The sequence below is a fragment of the Devosia lucknowensis genome (assembly GCF_900177655.1).
Lineage (GTDB): Bacteria > Pseudomonadota > Alphaproteobacteria > Rhizobiales > Devosiaceae > Devosia > Devosia lucknowensis.
This window is the reverse complement of the sequence record NZ_FXWK01000001.1, coordinates 1,273,723-1,286,699: the sequence shown is the minus strand read 5'-3', so window position 1 is coordinate 1,286,699 and position 12,977 is coordinate 1,273,723. Positions and strand designations below refer to the sequence as shown.

Sequence of the window (12,977 nt, the reverse complement as noted above, 5' to 3'; positions counted from 1 at the left end):
AAGGGGAGAAGGAAGACCCCCACCCAGCCTCCCCATGAAGAAGGGGGAGGGGCGCCGGGAACCGGCTTTCGTGGAAGCGTCACCACCCGACCTCATCGGGTGGTGCATGGATTGCCCGGTCAAGCCGGGCAATGACGATGGATGGATGGGGGCGGAGTTCTGGAGCACACCCATCATCACGCTCTTTCCACGTAACGGGTCTGCCAGGCGGAAAGGGCGTTGGTTGCGATCAGGGTGAGGAAAGCGACGAGCAGGAGAACGAAGGCCAGGGCCGCGGCGCCCTCGTAGCTGTATTCCTCAAGGCGGATGAAGATCAGCAACGAGACGATTTCGGTGACACCCGGCAGATTGCCGGCGATGAAGACGACGGCGCCGAATTCACCGAGTGACCGGGCGAAGCTGAGGACGCAGCCGCCGATAAAGGCGGGCAGGATGGTGGGCCAGATGATGCGAGTGAAAATCTGCCAGCGACTGGCGCCGAGCGTTTGCGCGGCGGCCTCGAGGCCGGCATCGACCTCTTCCAGCACCGGCTGCACGGCGCGCACCACGAAGGGGATGGAGGTGAAGGTCATGGCAGCGACGATGCCCAGCTGGGTGTAATTGACCTTCACATCGGGCTCGAGGAACTGGCCGTACCAGCCTGTCTGGGCAAAGAGAGTGACGAGGACGAGCCCCGCCACGGCCGTGGGCAAGGCGAAGGGCAGGTCGACAAGGGCATCGAGAATGCGGCGGCCGGGGAAGCGGTAGCGCGTCAGCACCCAGGCCAGGAGAAGGCCGATGATGCCATTGAGGATGGTGGCGTAGAAGGCCGAGGAAAAGGTGACCCGATAGGCCGCGAGCGCCCGGCTGGAGCTGACGATGCGCCAGAATTCGGGAAAGCCCATGCCACCAACCTTGAGCAGCATGGCGGCCAGCGGCAGCAGGATGATCAGGGTGACGTAGAACAGGGAAATGCCCATGGTCAGCCCGAAGCCGGGAAGCAGGTGCTTGCTGCGGGAGGCTGGCATGGGTGTGGTAAGTCCCTTTGTGGCCGATCGGACCGTTGACCGCTTAAATGATAGAGCCCTTGGGTCAAGCCCGAGGGTTACGGAATTGGTTCGCAGAGATGAAACCCACCCGGTATCGCAAACCCCCACCTGACCTCCCCCTGGAGGAGGGGGAGGGACCAAGCTGTGTGTGGGGCAGCGGGGGGCCTTATCTTATCACTGGTTCACGAAAACCGTGTCGAGAAGGCCGCCTTCGGCAAAGTGGTCGGCCGCGATGGCGTCCCAGCCGCCGAAAGCATCCTCGGCGGTGACGAGGCGGATTTCGGGGAAGGTATCGGTATGCGCGGCCGCAACCGTCTCGTCATTGGGGCGGTGGAAGTTGGCGGCTGCGACTTCCTGGCCTTCCGGGGTGAAGAGGAAATCGAGATAGGCCTTGGCCAGATCACGGCTGCCGCGTGCATCCACGACCTTATCGACAATGGCGACGGGGAATTCGGAGAGGAAGCTGACCGAGGGCGTAACCGGCTGGTACTTGTCGGCACCGAGCAACTGGGTGACGGCAAGGGTTTCGGCCTCGAAAGTGATCAGGACGTCGCCGAGCTGACGCTCGGTAAAGGCGGTGGTGGCGGCGCGGCCGCCGGTTTCGAACACCGGAACGTTGGCGAAGAGCTTGGTGAGGAAGGCTTCGATCTGCGCTTCGTCGCCGGCATATTCCTCGGTCGCCCAGGCGCGGGCGGCCAGATAGGTGTAGCGGCCGTTACCCGAGGTCTTGGGATTGGGGAAGATCACCTGGACGCCGTCTTCGGCCAGATCGCCCCAATCCTCGATGCCCTTGGGATTGCCGGCCCGAACGAGGAAGGACGGGAAGGAATAGAAGGGCGAAGCGTTGTTGGGGAATTCGGTCGCCCAATCCTCGGAGACGAAGCCGCCCTCGACCAGCTTTTCGACGTCGGTGACCTGATTGAAGGTGACCACATCGGCCTGCAGGCCCTCGAGGATGGCGCGCGCCTGCGCAGACGAACCGGCGTGAGACTGGTTGACGGTGACCGTGGCGCCGGTCGCGGCATAGGCCGCGTTCTCTGCCTCGAACAGTTCGCGGGCGATGTCGTAGGACGCGTTGAGAATGTCGGTCGGCTGCGCCAGGGCGGGCGTGGCCAGAAGAGCGAGCGAGGCGGCGGTGACGAAAAGCTTGTTCATGGTGACGCAATATCCAGCGGAAAGGGTCGTGCTGGATCCGTTGATGCGCTGCGCAAAGGCCGGGCGTAAAGGGCTAAACGCCTGTGCTGGATGAGTAATTTACGCAAGACAAACGCCCGGCGAAATCGTTTCGCCGGGCGTCGTTTCTACGCGAATTTCTTCCGAAGGCGACGGCTAGCGCCGGACCGCCCTGGCGATCGCGATCAGGATACACGCGCCGATAAAGCCGGCGACGAGGTAGCCCAGCCAACCGCCGAATGATACGCCGAGAAGACCGAAGATCACGCTGGCGACGATGGCGCCAACAATGCCCAGGATAATGTTCATCAGCACGCCGGTGCCCGATTTCATGAACATGCTGGCAAGCCAGCCGGCGATGCCGCCGATGAGAATGGCAGCGATAAACCCAACTCCGTCGAAGCCCATTTCAACCTCCATGCTTGACGAGGGCAATAACGCAGAAGTGAGCGGGCGGGTTGCGTGGGCCTTTGAGCGCGTGACCGTCGGCCGGTGCGGGTGTCGTTTGCGCAAAACTGGCAGGTAGAGCGGGCCGCTCAGGCATCGCCTTCGTGGCCTTCCAGCAGGAAATCGCTCCGCTGGAGCGATTGCTGATCGGCTAGAAGGGCCAGACGATCATCAGGGCGGGCACGGCAACGATGACGACGAGGAAAGAGAGCGGCAGGCCGAGGCGCCAGTAATCGCCGAAGCGGTAGCCGCCGGGCACCATGACCAGCGTGTTGCACTGGTGGCCGATAGGCGTGAGGAAATCGCAGCCGGCGCCGATGGCAACGGCCATCAGGAAAGCCTCGGGGCTATAGCCGAGACCGGTGGCAAAAGCCGCCGCGATAGGCGCCATCACCAGCACCGTGGCGGCATTGTTGAGAAATGGCGTGACTGCCATCGCAGCAATCATGATGAGTGCCAGGGCGCCCCAGCCGGGCAGCGTGACTGCAGTTGCGGTCAGCCAGTCGGCGACCAGATCCGTGCCGCCCGTGGCCTGCAGGCTTTCCGACACTGGAATGAGGCAGGCGAGCATGACAAGGATCGGGCCGTCGACCTGATTGTAGAGATCGCGCAAGGGCAGGGCGCCCGCGAGAATCATGGCTGCGGCTGCCGCGAAGAAGGCCGGGGCGACCGGCACGACGCCGAAGGCGGTGGCCCCCATGGCGACAAGCAGGATGGCGACGGGCAGGAGGCCGTTGCGGACGCTGCCGAGGCGCAGGCCGCGTTCGACCAGCGGCAGGCAATCCCATTCGCGCAAAAGCTCGGGAATGCGCTTGAGATGGCCCTGGAGCAGGATGACGTCGCCATTCTGGAAGCGGATCTGGCCGAGGCGCTCGGTGAAGCGCTGGTCGCGGCGGGATATGGCGAGCAGGTTGAGGCCGGTGCGGTCGAACAGGGTCAGTTCCTGGGCATTGGCGCCGATGAGGGGCGAGCTTTCGCCGATGATGGCCTCGATGACGCCAGTATCGGCGATGTCGCGCGTGGCGGCACCGCGCCGCTCGGAGAAGGTGAGGCCCGACTGGCTGACCATCTTGTCGAGCGCGTCGGGATCGCCTTCCACCATGAGGATGTCGCCGGCCCGCAACTTGGCATCGGGGAGCGGGGTGCGGCGATGGCCGGTGGCGCCGACAATGCCGGTGACCATGGCGGCGCCGTCGGCTACTGCGTGCAGATCGGCCACCGTCTTGCCGACGGCATCGGATTCGGCGGGGACGCGCGCTTCGGTGGTGTAGTTCTTGATGTCGATGGCCTTTTCGAGACCGTGCTGGTCGCGGTGGCGCTCGGGCAGGAGCCAGTAGAAGAAGGCGAGGAAGACAATGCCCACCAAGGCCAGCAGGGCGCCGACCGGGGTGAAATCGAACATGGTGAAGGCCGTGCCGGTAAGTTCCTGGCGGACGCCCGAGACGATGATGTTGGGCGACGTGCCGATCTGCGTCATCAACCCGCCGAGCAGCGAGCCGAAGGCCATGGGCATGAGGAACATGGATGGGGAGACATTGGAGCGCCGCGCCATCTGAAAGGCGATCGGCATCATGATGGCCAGCGCGCCGATGTTCTTGACGAAGGCGGAGAGGATGGTGACGACGGTGACCAGCACGATCAGCTGCAGGCGCGGGGCGCTGAGGCCGGGCAGGAAGCGGCGGATGGCCACTTCCATGATGCCGGAGCGCGCGACGGCGGCGCTGACCACGAGCGCGCTGCCCACGATGATGACGATGTCGTTGGCAAAGCCGGTGAAGGCCATATCGGCAGGGACGATACCGACGGCTAGCGCCGCCAGAAGAGAACATATGGCGACGATGTCGTACCGCCAGCGCCCGACCATGAAGGCCACCATCATGCCCGCGATGATGGTGAAGGCGAGCATCTGCGGAATGGTCATCGGCGACTCCGGTTGGGTGATGCTCTCAACGCGGCGGCATCAAATTGGTGGCAGCGCTCGAAAATATAGATCAGCCTCGGTTCCGCCCGCGAGGGGCCTGTGGCAAAAATCCGGGGTGGAGGAGGCAAGGATGAAGCGATTGTTCACGACTTTGGGCGCTCTGGAGCGGCATCAGTTGGGGCTGATCCTGCCGCATGAGCATGTCTTCGTGGATCTGCGCACCCCGGACCAGCAGGGCTATGCGCAGGCCGACCCCGACGACGTCGTCCGGCTGATGGCGCCGCAGATCGAGGCGATCATGGCGCAAGGCGTCACCGCGCTGGTGGAATGCTCGACGGGCGGGGTGGGATTGCGGGTCGATATCGACCTGGCCATATCCAAGGCGACGGGACTACCGATCGTGGTGCCGACGGGCAACTATCGCGAGCCGTGGATCCCGGACTGGGTGCGGGATGCGAGCGAAGCGGCGCTCGAGCGCTGGATGGTGGGTCACCTGACCGATGGCGTCGACGACACGGGCGTCGTGGCGGCCTGGATCAAGGTCAGCGCCGGGGACGAGGGGATCACGCCGCTCGAGACAAGGATCCTGCGGGCGGCCGCGCGCGCTTCGGCGCAGACCGGAGCCATCATCGGGTCGCATACGATCAAGGGGCGGGTGGTACTCGACCAGCTCGACATCATCGAGGCGGAGGGCGGGTCGGCGAGCCGGTTCATCTCGATCCACACGCAGGAGGAGAACGATTTCGGCCTCCATCGCGCCGTGTTCGAGCGTGGGGCGTGGCTGGAATTCGACCATATCGGGCGCGTGGCAGACGCGGAGGTCGTGACGCTGGTGACACGAGCGCTGGAGGCCGGGCAGGGCGAGCGGCTGCTGCTCAGCCACGATCGCGGCTGGTACGATCCGGCTCAACCCGGTGGCGGGACGCCGATGCCCTATACGCATCTGGTCGATAGTTTCCTGCCGGCGTTGCGGGCGGTGGGTGTTGACGATGCGACGATAACGCGCCTCACCCATGACAATCCGTTCGAGGCATTCGCGCGCTAGTTTTCGTCGCGAACAGCGTAGGGGACGCGGGCGACGAGACGGCGGCCGGCGTCCTCGATCTCGAAGCAGCCTTCGGTCTGCTGCTCGGCGAGAGCGACAGCGCCGCGGGCGGCGAAGCTGGCTTCATCGAGGGCGTTGTTCAGCGAGGGCAGTATGATGCCGTCGATATCCATCTCCAGATGGCCATCGGCGTCTCGGTGATTGAAGAAATAGCGTTCCATGAGAGGGCTCCATTTTGAGCCATGAACGCAAGAACGCCCGGGGCGTTGCCCGGGCGCTGATCACATTTAACGCTCCGTTAAGGTGCTATGCCTGTGCGGGCACTGCGAAGAGATCGTACTCGTCATTATCGGTCACCCTGACCGAGACGATGTCGCCGATCTTGATGCCGTGAGCCTCGTCGACGATGACCTGGCCGTCGATCTCGGGCGCGTCCCACTTGGATCGGGCGATCACCCGGTTTTCCTCGGGACGTACGTCGTCGACGATGACATCGATGGTGCGGCCGACCTTCTTCTGCAGCTGGCCGAAGGAAACGTTCTGCGCCACTTCCATGAGCTGAGCGAAGCGTTCTTCCTTGACTTCGTCGGGCACGACCCCGTCGAGCTCGTTGGCGGTGGCGCCGGTCACGGGCTCGTACTTGAAGCAGCCGGCGCGATCGATCTCGGCTTCCTCGATGAAGTCGAGCAGCATCTCGAAATCTTCGTCGGTCTCGCCGGGGAAGCCGACGATGAAGTTGGAGCGGACGGTGAGATCAGGCACCTGGCGCTTCCAGTCGAGGATGCGGTTGAGCGTCTTTTCCTGGTGGGCAGGACGGCGCATGGCCTTGAGCACGTTGGGCGAGGCGTGCTGGAAGGGAATGTCGAGATAGGGCAGGACGAGGCCTTCAGCCATCAGCTCCATGACCGGATCGACATGCGGATAGGGATAGACGTAGTGCAGGCGCACCCAGGCGCCGAGCTCACCCAGCTCCTTGGCCAGATCGTAGAACTTGGCCTTCACCTCGCGTCCGCGATACTTCGAGGTCGCATATTTGAGGTCGAGACCGTAGGCGCTGGTATCCTGCGAAATGACCAGCAGTTCCTTGACGCCCGAGCGGATCAGGCCTTCGGCTTCCGACAGGATGCCTGCGGCTGGGCGCGAGGCCAGGTCGCCACGGATCTGCGGGATGATGCAGAAGGAGCAGCGGTTGTTGCAGCCTTCGGAAATCTTGAGATAGGCGTAGTGACGCGGCGTGAGCTTCAGTCCGCTTTCGGGGACGAGATCCACGAACTTGTTGGGCACGGGCGGAAGGTGCTCGTGAACAGCCGAGACCACGCTTTCATACTGGTGCGGACCGGTGATGGCCAAGACGCTGGGATGGGTCTCGCGGATCAGGTTTTCCTCGACACCGAGGCAGCCGGTGACGATGACCTTGCCGTTCTCGTTGAGCGCCTCGCCAATAGCCTCGAGGCTTTCCTGCTTGGCACTATCGAGGAAACCGCAGGTATTGACCAGAACCACATCGGCCCCGGCATAGTCGCGCGAGAAGGAATAGCCCTGGGCGCGCAGGGTGGTCATGATGCGCTCGCTGTCCACGAGGGCCTTGGGGCAGCCGAGGCTGACGAGACCGATTTTAGGCGCCTGATTCATGCGCGTCACGTCTTCCGGTTAGTGCAAATGGTGCATCGATCCGGCCGAAAACCGCTGAGCAATGTTTCGGTGCGATGCTGAGTTGGATGGGGGTGATACAGAATGTTGAGCGGTTACGCAATGTGACTGCCCCTCCATGCGGGCGTGTCAGGGTTGCGAATGGCGAACAACACGCGATCTTGAATATCTCAAACGGTGAACAGTGCGTCCGGAGTTGAGGCGATTTCCACCCGCGGCGAGATGAATTAGCGGTTACGAGTCCCGTAACGCGCCTGTGAGGCGCAGCGTAAAGGAAATTCCCCCTCATGTTCGATCGTCTCTCCGCCTACGCGCCGCAGGCCCTCGCCGTGCTGCGCATCGTGACTGCCGTGCTGTTCTTCCTGCATGGCACGCAGAAGATTTTCGGCTTTCCGGCCACCGACTTCCTGCCGCCAGCCGGAAGCATCTTCTGGTTCGCCGGCGTCATCGAGATCATCACCAGCATCCTGATCGCAATCGGCTTCTTCACCCGGCCGGCGGCACTGCTGGCTTCGGGCACCATGGCGGTGGCCTACTGGATGGTGCATGCCCCGGGTAACCTGTTCCCGACGAATAATGGTGGCGACGCCGCCATCCTGTTCTGCTTCGTCTTTCTGTACCTGGTTTTCGCCGGCCCGGGCGCATGGAGCGTCAACAAGAAGTAGTTGCGCGGACGCAAGACTCTCCCACCCGGCCTCCCCGTGGAGGAGCGGGAGATAAAGAAAAGGCCACCCATTGGGTGGCCTTTTTGTTTCAGGTCATGGTCTTGGGCGGAGTGCGCCTCGCGGTGCGGCGCGGCTTATGGGTCTGGCCCGGCTCGGTAGCGGGCTCACGAAGATCGCCGGCGCTGGTCTGCCCCGGGACGTAGGGGACGGGTTCGGTCGCTGGCGTGATGTATTCGTCGGCCTCGGCGAAGTCGCGCTCCTCACCTTCTTCGGCGAGATCGCGGATGGCGTCGCGGACTTCGTCGAGCAGGGAAGCCGAATAGCGCGAGCGCTGCACGGTCTCGCCAGTGTTCTCGTGGCTCTTGAACCACACCAACAATGCTTCGCAGCCGATGCGCAGTGCGACGAGCGAGAGCAGTCCAAAGACCACGATCTCCAAAAGGCCCCAGAGACCATCGCCGAAACCGTAGCCGAAGCGGAAGAAGAAGTGGCTGATGGCCCAGAGCAGGATGGCCGCAAGGCCCAGAGCGTAGAGGATCGGCACGAGCTTGGGCGACAGGATGGCATCGAGCCGAAACAGCGTCTGGCGCGTCAGGAGGCGCTTGAGATCGTCCAAAGTCATGAGGGGCTCCTCGAATCCGGTTGGTCAGGATGCAAATTGGTCGGACAGGGCCGGGATGGCAAGCGCAGTTGCGCCGAATAGGGCTTCGAAACGTCCGCGCAGCACGGAATCCACTTCCGGCATGGAAACGAGCAGGCCCAGATCCTCGAAGGACGTGACGCCCTGATCGGTGATGCCGCAGGGGACGATGCCATCGTAGTGCGAGAGATCGGGAGCGACATTGAGGGCAATGCCGTGAAACGTGATCCATTTGCGCACGCGCACGCCGATGGCGGCAATCTTGTCCTCGCGACCGATGCCCTTGTCGGGCCGCTGGACCCAGACGCCGACGCGGCCTTCGCGGCGCTCGCCCGTCACGTTATGCGCCGCAAGCGTATCGATGATCCACTGCTCGAGACCCTGGACGAGGCAGCGGATATCGCGGCCGCGGTGGGTGAGATCGAGCATGACATAGGCCACGCGCTGGCCGGGACCATGGTAGGTGTATTGCCCGCCGCGACCAGCCGGATAGACCGGGAAGCGCGGGTTGAGCAAATCTTCAGGCAGGGCTGACGTGCCCGAGGTGTAAAGCGGTGGGTGTTCGAGCAACCAGACGGCTTCGGGCGCAGCGCCCTCGGCGATCCGGGCGACGCGTTCGTCCATCATGGCAAGCGCCGTCTCGTAGTCGACGGGAGAATCGAAAATCCGCCATTCGACGGTGCGATCATCGGTCCGATGCAGTTTCGATCCGATCTGGCACGTTTCACTGTCCGGCGTTAACTCTTCCATAACCAGCCCTGACCGATTTTGAGGGAACACGAATCCGCGCGCATCGTGGCCGGACCCGGGATCTCTCCTTATCTATGAACACCCTGGACAATATTGAAGTCGATATCACTGTCGAACTGGGCGCGACCACCATTCCGATCCACCATATGCTGCGCATGGGCCGCGGCGCGGTGATCGAACTGGACGCGAACGAGCACGACCCGCTGCGCATCTATGCCAACAACACTCTGATCGCCAAGGGCGAAGTGAATGTGGAAGAGGGCCACCTGCGGGTGATCGTGAGCGAGAAGGTTTTCCGCATCGGGTAGGCGCGCGGGCGCCCGGCACAAATGCCTTGGAGCGTCTCCCCCTCCCAGTCTCCCCCCAAGGAGGGGGAGGGGTAGGGGCAGGATAGAGATCTACTCCGCCGCCCGCGTCGCGAAGTGGGGCCGGCGATCCATGACTTCCTTGAGATAGGTACCGGTGTGTGATCGCTTGTTGGCGGCCACATCCTCGGGCGTGCCGACAGCCACGACCTCACCACCGCCATCGCCGCCTTCGGGGCCCATGTCGATGATCCAGTCGGCGGTCTTGATGACTTCGAGATTGTGCTCGATGACCACGACGGTGTTGCCGCCATCGACAAGTTCGTGGAGAACTTCGAGAAGCTTTGCCACGTCGTGGAAATGCAGGCCCGTGGTCGGTTCGTCGAGCATATAGAGCGTGCGGCCGGTGGCGCGTTTGCTCAGTTCCTTGGAGAGCTTGACGCGCTGGGCTTCGCCGCCGGAGAGAGTGGTGGCGGGCTGACCGACCTTGACGTAGCCGAGGCCGACGCGCTGGAGGGTTGCGAACTTGTCGCGAATGACCGGCACCGCCGAGAAGAACTCGACGCCTTCGTCGATGGTCATGTCGAGAATGTCGGAGATCGACTTGCCCTTGAACTGGACTTCCAGCGTTTCGCGATTGTAGCGCTTGCCCTTGCAGACGTCGCAGGTGACGTAGACGTCGGGCAGGAAGTGCATCTCGATCTTGAGAACGCCATCGCCCTCGCATTTCTCGCAGCGGCCGCCCTTGACGTTGAAGCTGAAACGGCCGGGGCCGTAGCCGCGGGTCTTGGCTTCGGGCAGGCCGGCGAACCACTCGCGCAGGGGCGTGAAGGCGCCGGTATAGGTGGCCGGATTGGACCGCGGGGTGCGGCCGATCGGCGACTGGTCGATGTCGATGACCTTGTCGAGGAATTCGAGGCCGGTCAGCGAGTCATGCGGCGCTGGAACCACGCGTGCGCCGTTGAGACGGCGAGCGATGGCCTGGTACATGGTGTCGATCATGAGGGTCGACTTGCCGCCGCCGGAAACGCCGGTGATGGCAACGAACATGCCCAGGGGCACGTCGACCGAGACGTTCTTGAGGTTGTTGCCGGTGGCGCCCTTGACCGAGAGGGCCTTGCCCTTCTTGCCCTCGCGACGCTGTGCAGGCACCGGGATGCCCATGCGGCCCGAGAGGTATTTGCCGGTGAGGCTGTCGGGGTGGTCGAGAATGTCCTGCGGTGTACCCTCGGCAACGATGTTGCCGCCATTGACGCCGGCGCCCGGGCCGATGTCGAGGACGTAGTCGGCGGTGAGGATGGCGTCCTCGTCGTGTTCGACGACAATGACGGTATTGCCCAGGTCGCGCAGGCGCTGCAGCGTTTCGAGCAGGCGGGAATTGTCGCGCTGATGGAGGCCGATGGATGGCTCGTCGAGGACATAGAGCACACCGGTGAGGCCAGAGCCGATCTGCGAGGCAAGGCGGATGCGCTGCGATTCACCGCCCGACAGGGTGCCGGAATTGCGCGACATGGACAGGTATTCGAGGCCGACATCGTTGAGGAAGCGCAGACGGTCGCGGATTTCCTTGAGGATGCGCTCGCCAATCTGGGACTGGGTGGGCGTGAGCTTGGCCGAGAGGTCGACGAACCACTGAGAAGCGTTGCGGATCGACATTTCGGTGACCTTGCCGATATGCAGGCCGTCGATCTTTACCGCCAGGGATTCAGGCTTGAGCCGATAGCCGCCGCAGGCCACGCAGGGCTTGGCGGACATGTATTTCTCGATCTCTTCGCGCATGCCGGCGCTTTCGGTTTCCTTGTAGCGACGCTCAAGGTTGCCGATGACGCCTTCGAAAGGCTTGGAGGTCTTGTACTGGCGCAGACCGTCGTCATAGACGAAGTTGATGGCGGTCTTGTCGGTGCCGTAGAGCACGGCATGCTGGACGTCCAAAGGCAGTTCGTTCCAGGCGGTGCCGGTCGACGCGCCGAAGTGCTTCACCACGGCCTGCAGGGTCTGCTGGTAATAGGGGGCGCTGGTCTTGGACCAGGGGAGAATGGCGCCGTCGCGCAGCGACAGGGTCGGATCCGGAACGATCTGGTCGGGGTCGATCTTCTGCTCGGTGCCGAGGCCATCGCAGACCGGGCAGGCGCCGAAGGGATTGTTGAACGAGAACAGGCGCGGCTCGATTTCGGCGATGGTGAAGCCGGAGACCGGGCAGGCGAACTTTTCGGAGAAGGTGATCTGGCGCGGGGTGCCGTCCTCGTTCTTCTCGTCGGCGAATTCGACCAGCGCAATGCCTTCGGCGAGCTTCAGCGCCGTTTCAAAACTCTCGGCGAGGCGACCGGAGATTTCATTCGATACCACAAGGCGATCCACCACGACCTCGATGTCGTGCTTGAACTTCTTGTCGAGCGCCGGAGCATCCTCGATCTCGTGGTATTCGCCATCGATCTTGACGCGCTGGAAGCCCTTGCGCATCAGGTCGGCCAGTTCCTTCTTGAACTCGCCCTTGCGACCGCGGGCGATGGGGGCCAGCAGATAAAGGCGGGTGCCCTCGGGCAGTTCCAGGGTGCGATCGACCATCTGCGAGACGGTCTGGCTCTCGATGGGCAGGCCGGTGGCCGGCGAATAGGGAATGCCGACGCGCGCATAGAGCAGGCGCAGGTAGTCGTAGATTTCGGTGACGGTGCCGACGGTCGAGCGCGGATTGCGCGACGTGGTCTTCTGCTCGATGGAAATGGCAGGCGAGAGGCCTTCGATGTGCTCGACATCGGGCTTCTGCATCATTTCGAGGAACTGGCGCGCGTAGGCGGAGAGCGACTCCACATAGCGGCGCTGCCCCTCGGCATAGATGGTGTCGAAAGCCAGGGAGGATTTGCCCGAGCCAGAAAGTCCGGTCATGACGATCAGGCTGTCACGCGGCAGCTTGACGTCGATACCCTTGAGATTGTGCTCGCGGGCGCCGCGCACGATGATTTCGCGGTTCTGGCTGGCGGAAGGCTTCATCTGATCGTCCATGCTGCGGAGTGGCGCTGAGCATACAGCGCCCGACGTGACTGGTGGTTGCGGCGAGGGCCCAGAAATAGGACCGCACACGCCGCAGCGCAAGCTCCGCGGCCGCATGGCGGACCTTCATCACAACAATGCGAACATAATGGGAACGCAAGGAGTCGTTCAAGCGCCGACTGATCCCGTGCCCAAGCTATACTGACATTGTGTGTCAGGAGGGGCTTGACTCTCCTGTGGAGAAATAGAACATAAAGAGAACAAACCGCAAAAGCCACGTGTGTGGCGGCCGGAAAGGTCTATGGTGCGGCGATCGGGCCGTTGGCCGCGCACCGGGCGGCGCATGAACGGCTGAAAGAGAGAGC

Annotated in this window: 12 protein-coding genes; 3 read left to right on the top strand and 9 right to left on the bottom strand. The window is 63.3% G+C overall.

Annotated elements, in window-relative coordinates; all coding sequences use genetic code 11:
* Positions 1–176: 176 nt before the first annotated feature.
* The 4 genes from cysT to CCK88_RS06065 all read right to left on the bottom strand — a co-directional run bounded on the left by cysT (position 177) and on the right by CCK88_RS06065 (position 4,569).
* Positions 177–1,007 carry a sulfate ABC transporter permease subunit CysT gene (gene cysT, locus CCK88_RS06080; RefSeq protein WP_086469584.1) on the bottom strand — a complete coding sequence of 277 codons (831 nt, stop codon included), beginning with the start codon at positions 1,005–1,007 and terminating at the stop codon, positions 177–179.
* A gap of 195 nt (positions 1,008–1,202) precedes the next feature.
* The gene (locus CCK88_RS06075) at positions 1,203–2,183 is read right to left on the bottom strand and encodes a sulfate ABC transporter substrate-binding protein (RefSeq protein ID WP_086469583.1); all 981 of its coding nucleotides are present in this window, start codon (positions 2,181–2,183) and stop codon (positions 1,203–1,205) included.
* A gap of 174 nt (positions 2,184–2,357) precedes the next feature.
* A complete protein-coding gene (locus tag CCK88_RS06070; RefSeq protein ID WP_086470841.1) occupies positions 2,358–2,609 on the bottom strand; it encodes a GlsB/YeaQ/YmgE family stress response membrane protein in 252 nt (83 codons plus the stop codon).
* Positions 2,610–2,799: 190 nt separating this feature from the next.
* Positions 2,800–4,569 carry an SLC13 family permease gene (locus CCK88_RS06065; RefSeq protein WP_086469582.1) on the bottom strand — a complete coding sequence of 590 codons (1,770 nt, stop codon included), beginning with the start codon at positions 4,567–4,569 and terminating at the stop codon, positions 2,800–2,802.
* Positions 4,570–4,699: 130 nt separating this feature from the next.
* On the opposite strand from CCK88_RS06065, the gene CCK88_RS06060 reads away from it, so the two are divergent.
* The gene (locus tag CCK88_RS06060; RefSeq protein ID WP_086469581.1) at positions 4,700–5,614 is read left to right on the top strand and encodes a phosphotriesterase family protein; all 915 of its coding nucleotides are present in this window, start codon (positions 4,700–4,702) and stop codon (positions 5,612–5,614) included.
* Here CCK88_RS06060 and CCK88_RS06055 read toward each other — a convergent pair.
* Together CCK88_RS06055 and rimO are read right to left on the bottom strand one after the other, a co-directional pair.
* On the bottom strand, positions 5,611–5,835 hold the full coding sequence (locus CCK88_RS06055; protein ID WP_086469580.1) for a DUF6894 family protein: 225 nt from the start codon (positions 5,833–5,835) through the stop codon (positions 5,611–5,613). The genes CCK88_RS06060 and CCK88_RS06055 overlap by 4 nt on opposite strands.
* Before the next feature lie 85 nt (positions 5,836–5,920).
* The gene (gene rimO / locus CCK88_RS06050) at positions 5,921–7,246 is read right to left on the bottom strand and encodes a 30S ribosomal protein S12 methylthiotransferase RimO (RefSeq protein ID WP_086469579.1); all 1,326 of its coding nucleotides are present in this window, start codon (positions 7,244–7,246) and stop codon (positions 5,921–5,923) included.
* Positions 7,247–7,551: 305 nt separating this feature from the next.
* On the opposite strand from rimO, the gene CCK88_RS06045 reads away from it, so the two are divergent.
* Positions 7,552–7,929: a DoxX family protein gene (locus CCK88_RS06045; RefSeq protein ID WP_086469578.1), complete on the top strand. Its 378-nt coding sequence runs from the start codon at positions 7,552–7,554 to the stop codon at positions 7,927–7,929.
* Between the two features lie 88 nt (positions 7,930–8,017).
* Here the strand turns inward: CCK88_RS06045 and CCK88_RS06040 are convergent, their stop codons facing one another.
* Positions 8,018–8,551, bottom strand: coding sequence for a DUF4282 domain-containing protein (locus CCK88_RS06040; protein ID WP_086469577.1), 534 nt, complete (start codon positions 8,549–8,551; stop codon positions 8,018–8,020).
* Positions 8,552–8,575: 24 nt separating this feature from the next.
* On the bottom strand, positions 8,576–9,325 hold the full coding sequence (gene lipB / locus CCK88_RS06035) for a lipoyl(octanoyl) transferase LipB (RefSeq protein WP_425290628.1): 750 nt from the start codon (positions 9,323–9,325) through the stop codon (positions 8,576–8,578).
* Positions 9,326–9,393: 68 nt separating this feature from the next.
* On the opposite strand from lipB, the gene CCK88_RS06030 reads away from it, so the two are divergent.
* Positions 9,394–9,627 (top strand): FliM/FliN family flagellar motor switch protein, encoded by a 234-nt coding sequence (locus CCK88_RS06030; RefSeq protein WP_086469575.1) that lies wholly within the window; start codon positions 9,394–9,396, stop codon positions 9,625–9,627.
* A gap of 90 nt (positions 9,628–9,717) precedes the next feature.
* Here CCK88_RS06030 and uvrA read toward each other — a convergent pair whose 3' ends face one another.
* A complete protein-coding gene (gene uvrA / locus CCK88_RS06025; RefSeq protein WP_086470840.1) occupies positions 9,718–12,612 on the bottom strand; it encodes an excinuclease ABC subunit UvrA in 2,895 nt (964 codons plus the stop codon).
* Positions 12,613–12,977: the final 365 nt, after the last annotated feature.

What these genes read in the sequence shown, in the direction of transcription:
- cysT (WP_086469584.1), bottom strand. Translation starts at nt 1,007, where the DNA reads ATGCCAGCCTCCCGCAGCAAGCACCTGCTTCCCGGCTTCGGGCTGACC.
- CCK88_RS06065 (WP_086469582.1), bottom strand. Translation starts at nt 4,569, where the DNA reads ATGACCATTCCGCAGATGCTCGCCTTCACCATCATCGCGGGCATGATG.
- CCK88_RS06030 (WP_086469575.1), top strand. Translation starts at nt 9,394, where the DNA reads ATGAACACCCTGGACAATATTGAAGTCGATATCACTGTCGAACTGGGC.
- uvrA (WP_086470840.1), bottom strand. Translation starts at nt 12,612, where the DNA reads ATGAAGCCTTCCGCCAGCCAGAACCGCGAAATCATCGTGCGCGGCGCC.
- CCK88_RS06075 (WP_086469583.1), bottom strand. Translation starts at nt 2,183, where the DNA reads ATGAACAAGCTTTTCGTCACCGCCGCCTCGCTCGCTCTTCTGGCCACG.
- rimO (WP_086469579.1), bottom strand. Translation starts at nt 7,246, where the DNA reads ATGAATCAGGCGCCTAAAATCGGTCTCGTCAGCCTCGGCTGCCCCAAG.
- CCK88_RS06040 (WP_086469577.1), bottom strand. Translation starts at nt 8,551, where the DNA reads ATGACTTTGGACGATCTCAAGCGCCTCCTGACGCGCCAGACGCTGTTT.
- CCK88_RS06045 (WP_086469578.1), top strand. Translation starts at nt 7,552, where the DNA reads ATGTTCGATCGTCTCTCCGCCTACGCGCCGCAGGCCCTCGCCGTGCTG.
- CCK88_RS06070 (WP_086470841.1), bottom strand. Translation starts at nt 2,609, where the DNA reads ATGGGCTTCGACGGAGTTGGGTTTATCGCTGCCATTCTCATCGGCGGC.
- CCK88_RS06055 (WP_086469580.1), bottom strand. Translation starts at nt 5,835, where the DNA reads ATGGAACGCTATTTCTTCAATCACCGAGACGCCGATGGCCATCTGGAG.
- CCK88_RS06060 (WP_086469581.1), top strand. Translation starts at nt 4,700, where the DNA reads ATGAAGCGATTGTTCACGACTTTGGGCGCTCTGGAGCGGCATCAGTTG.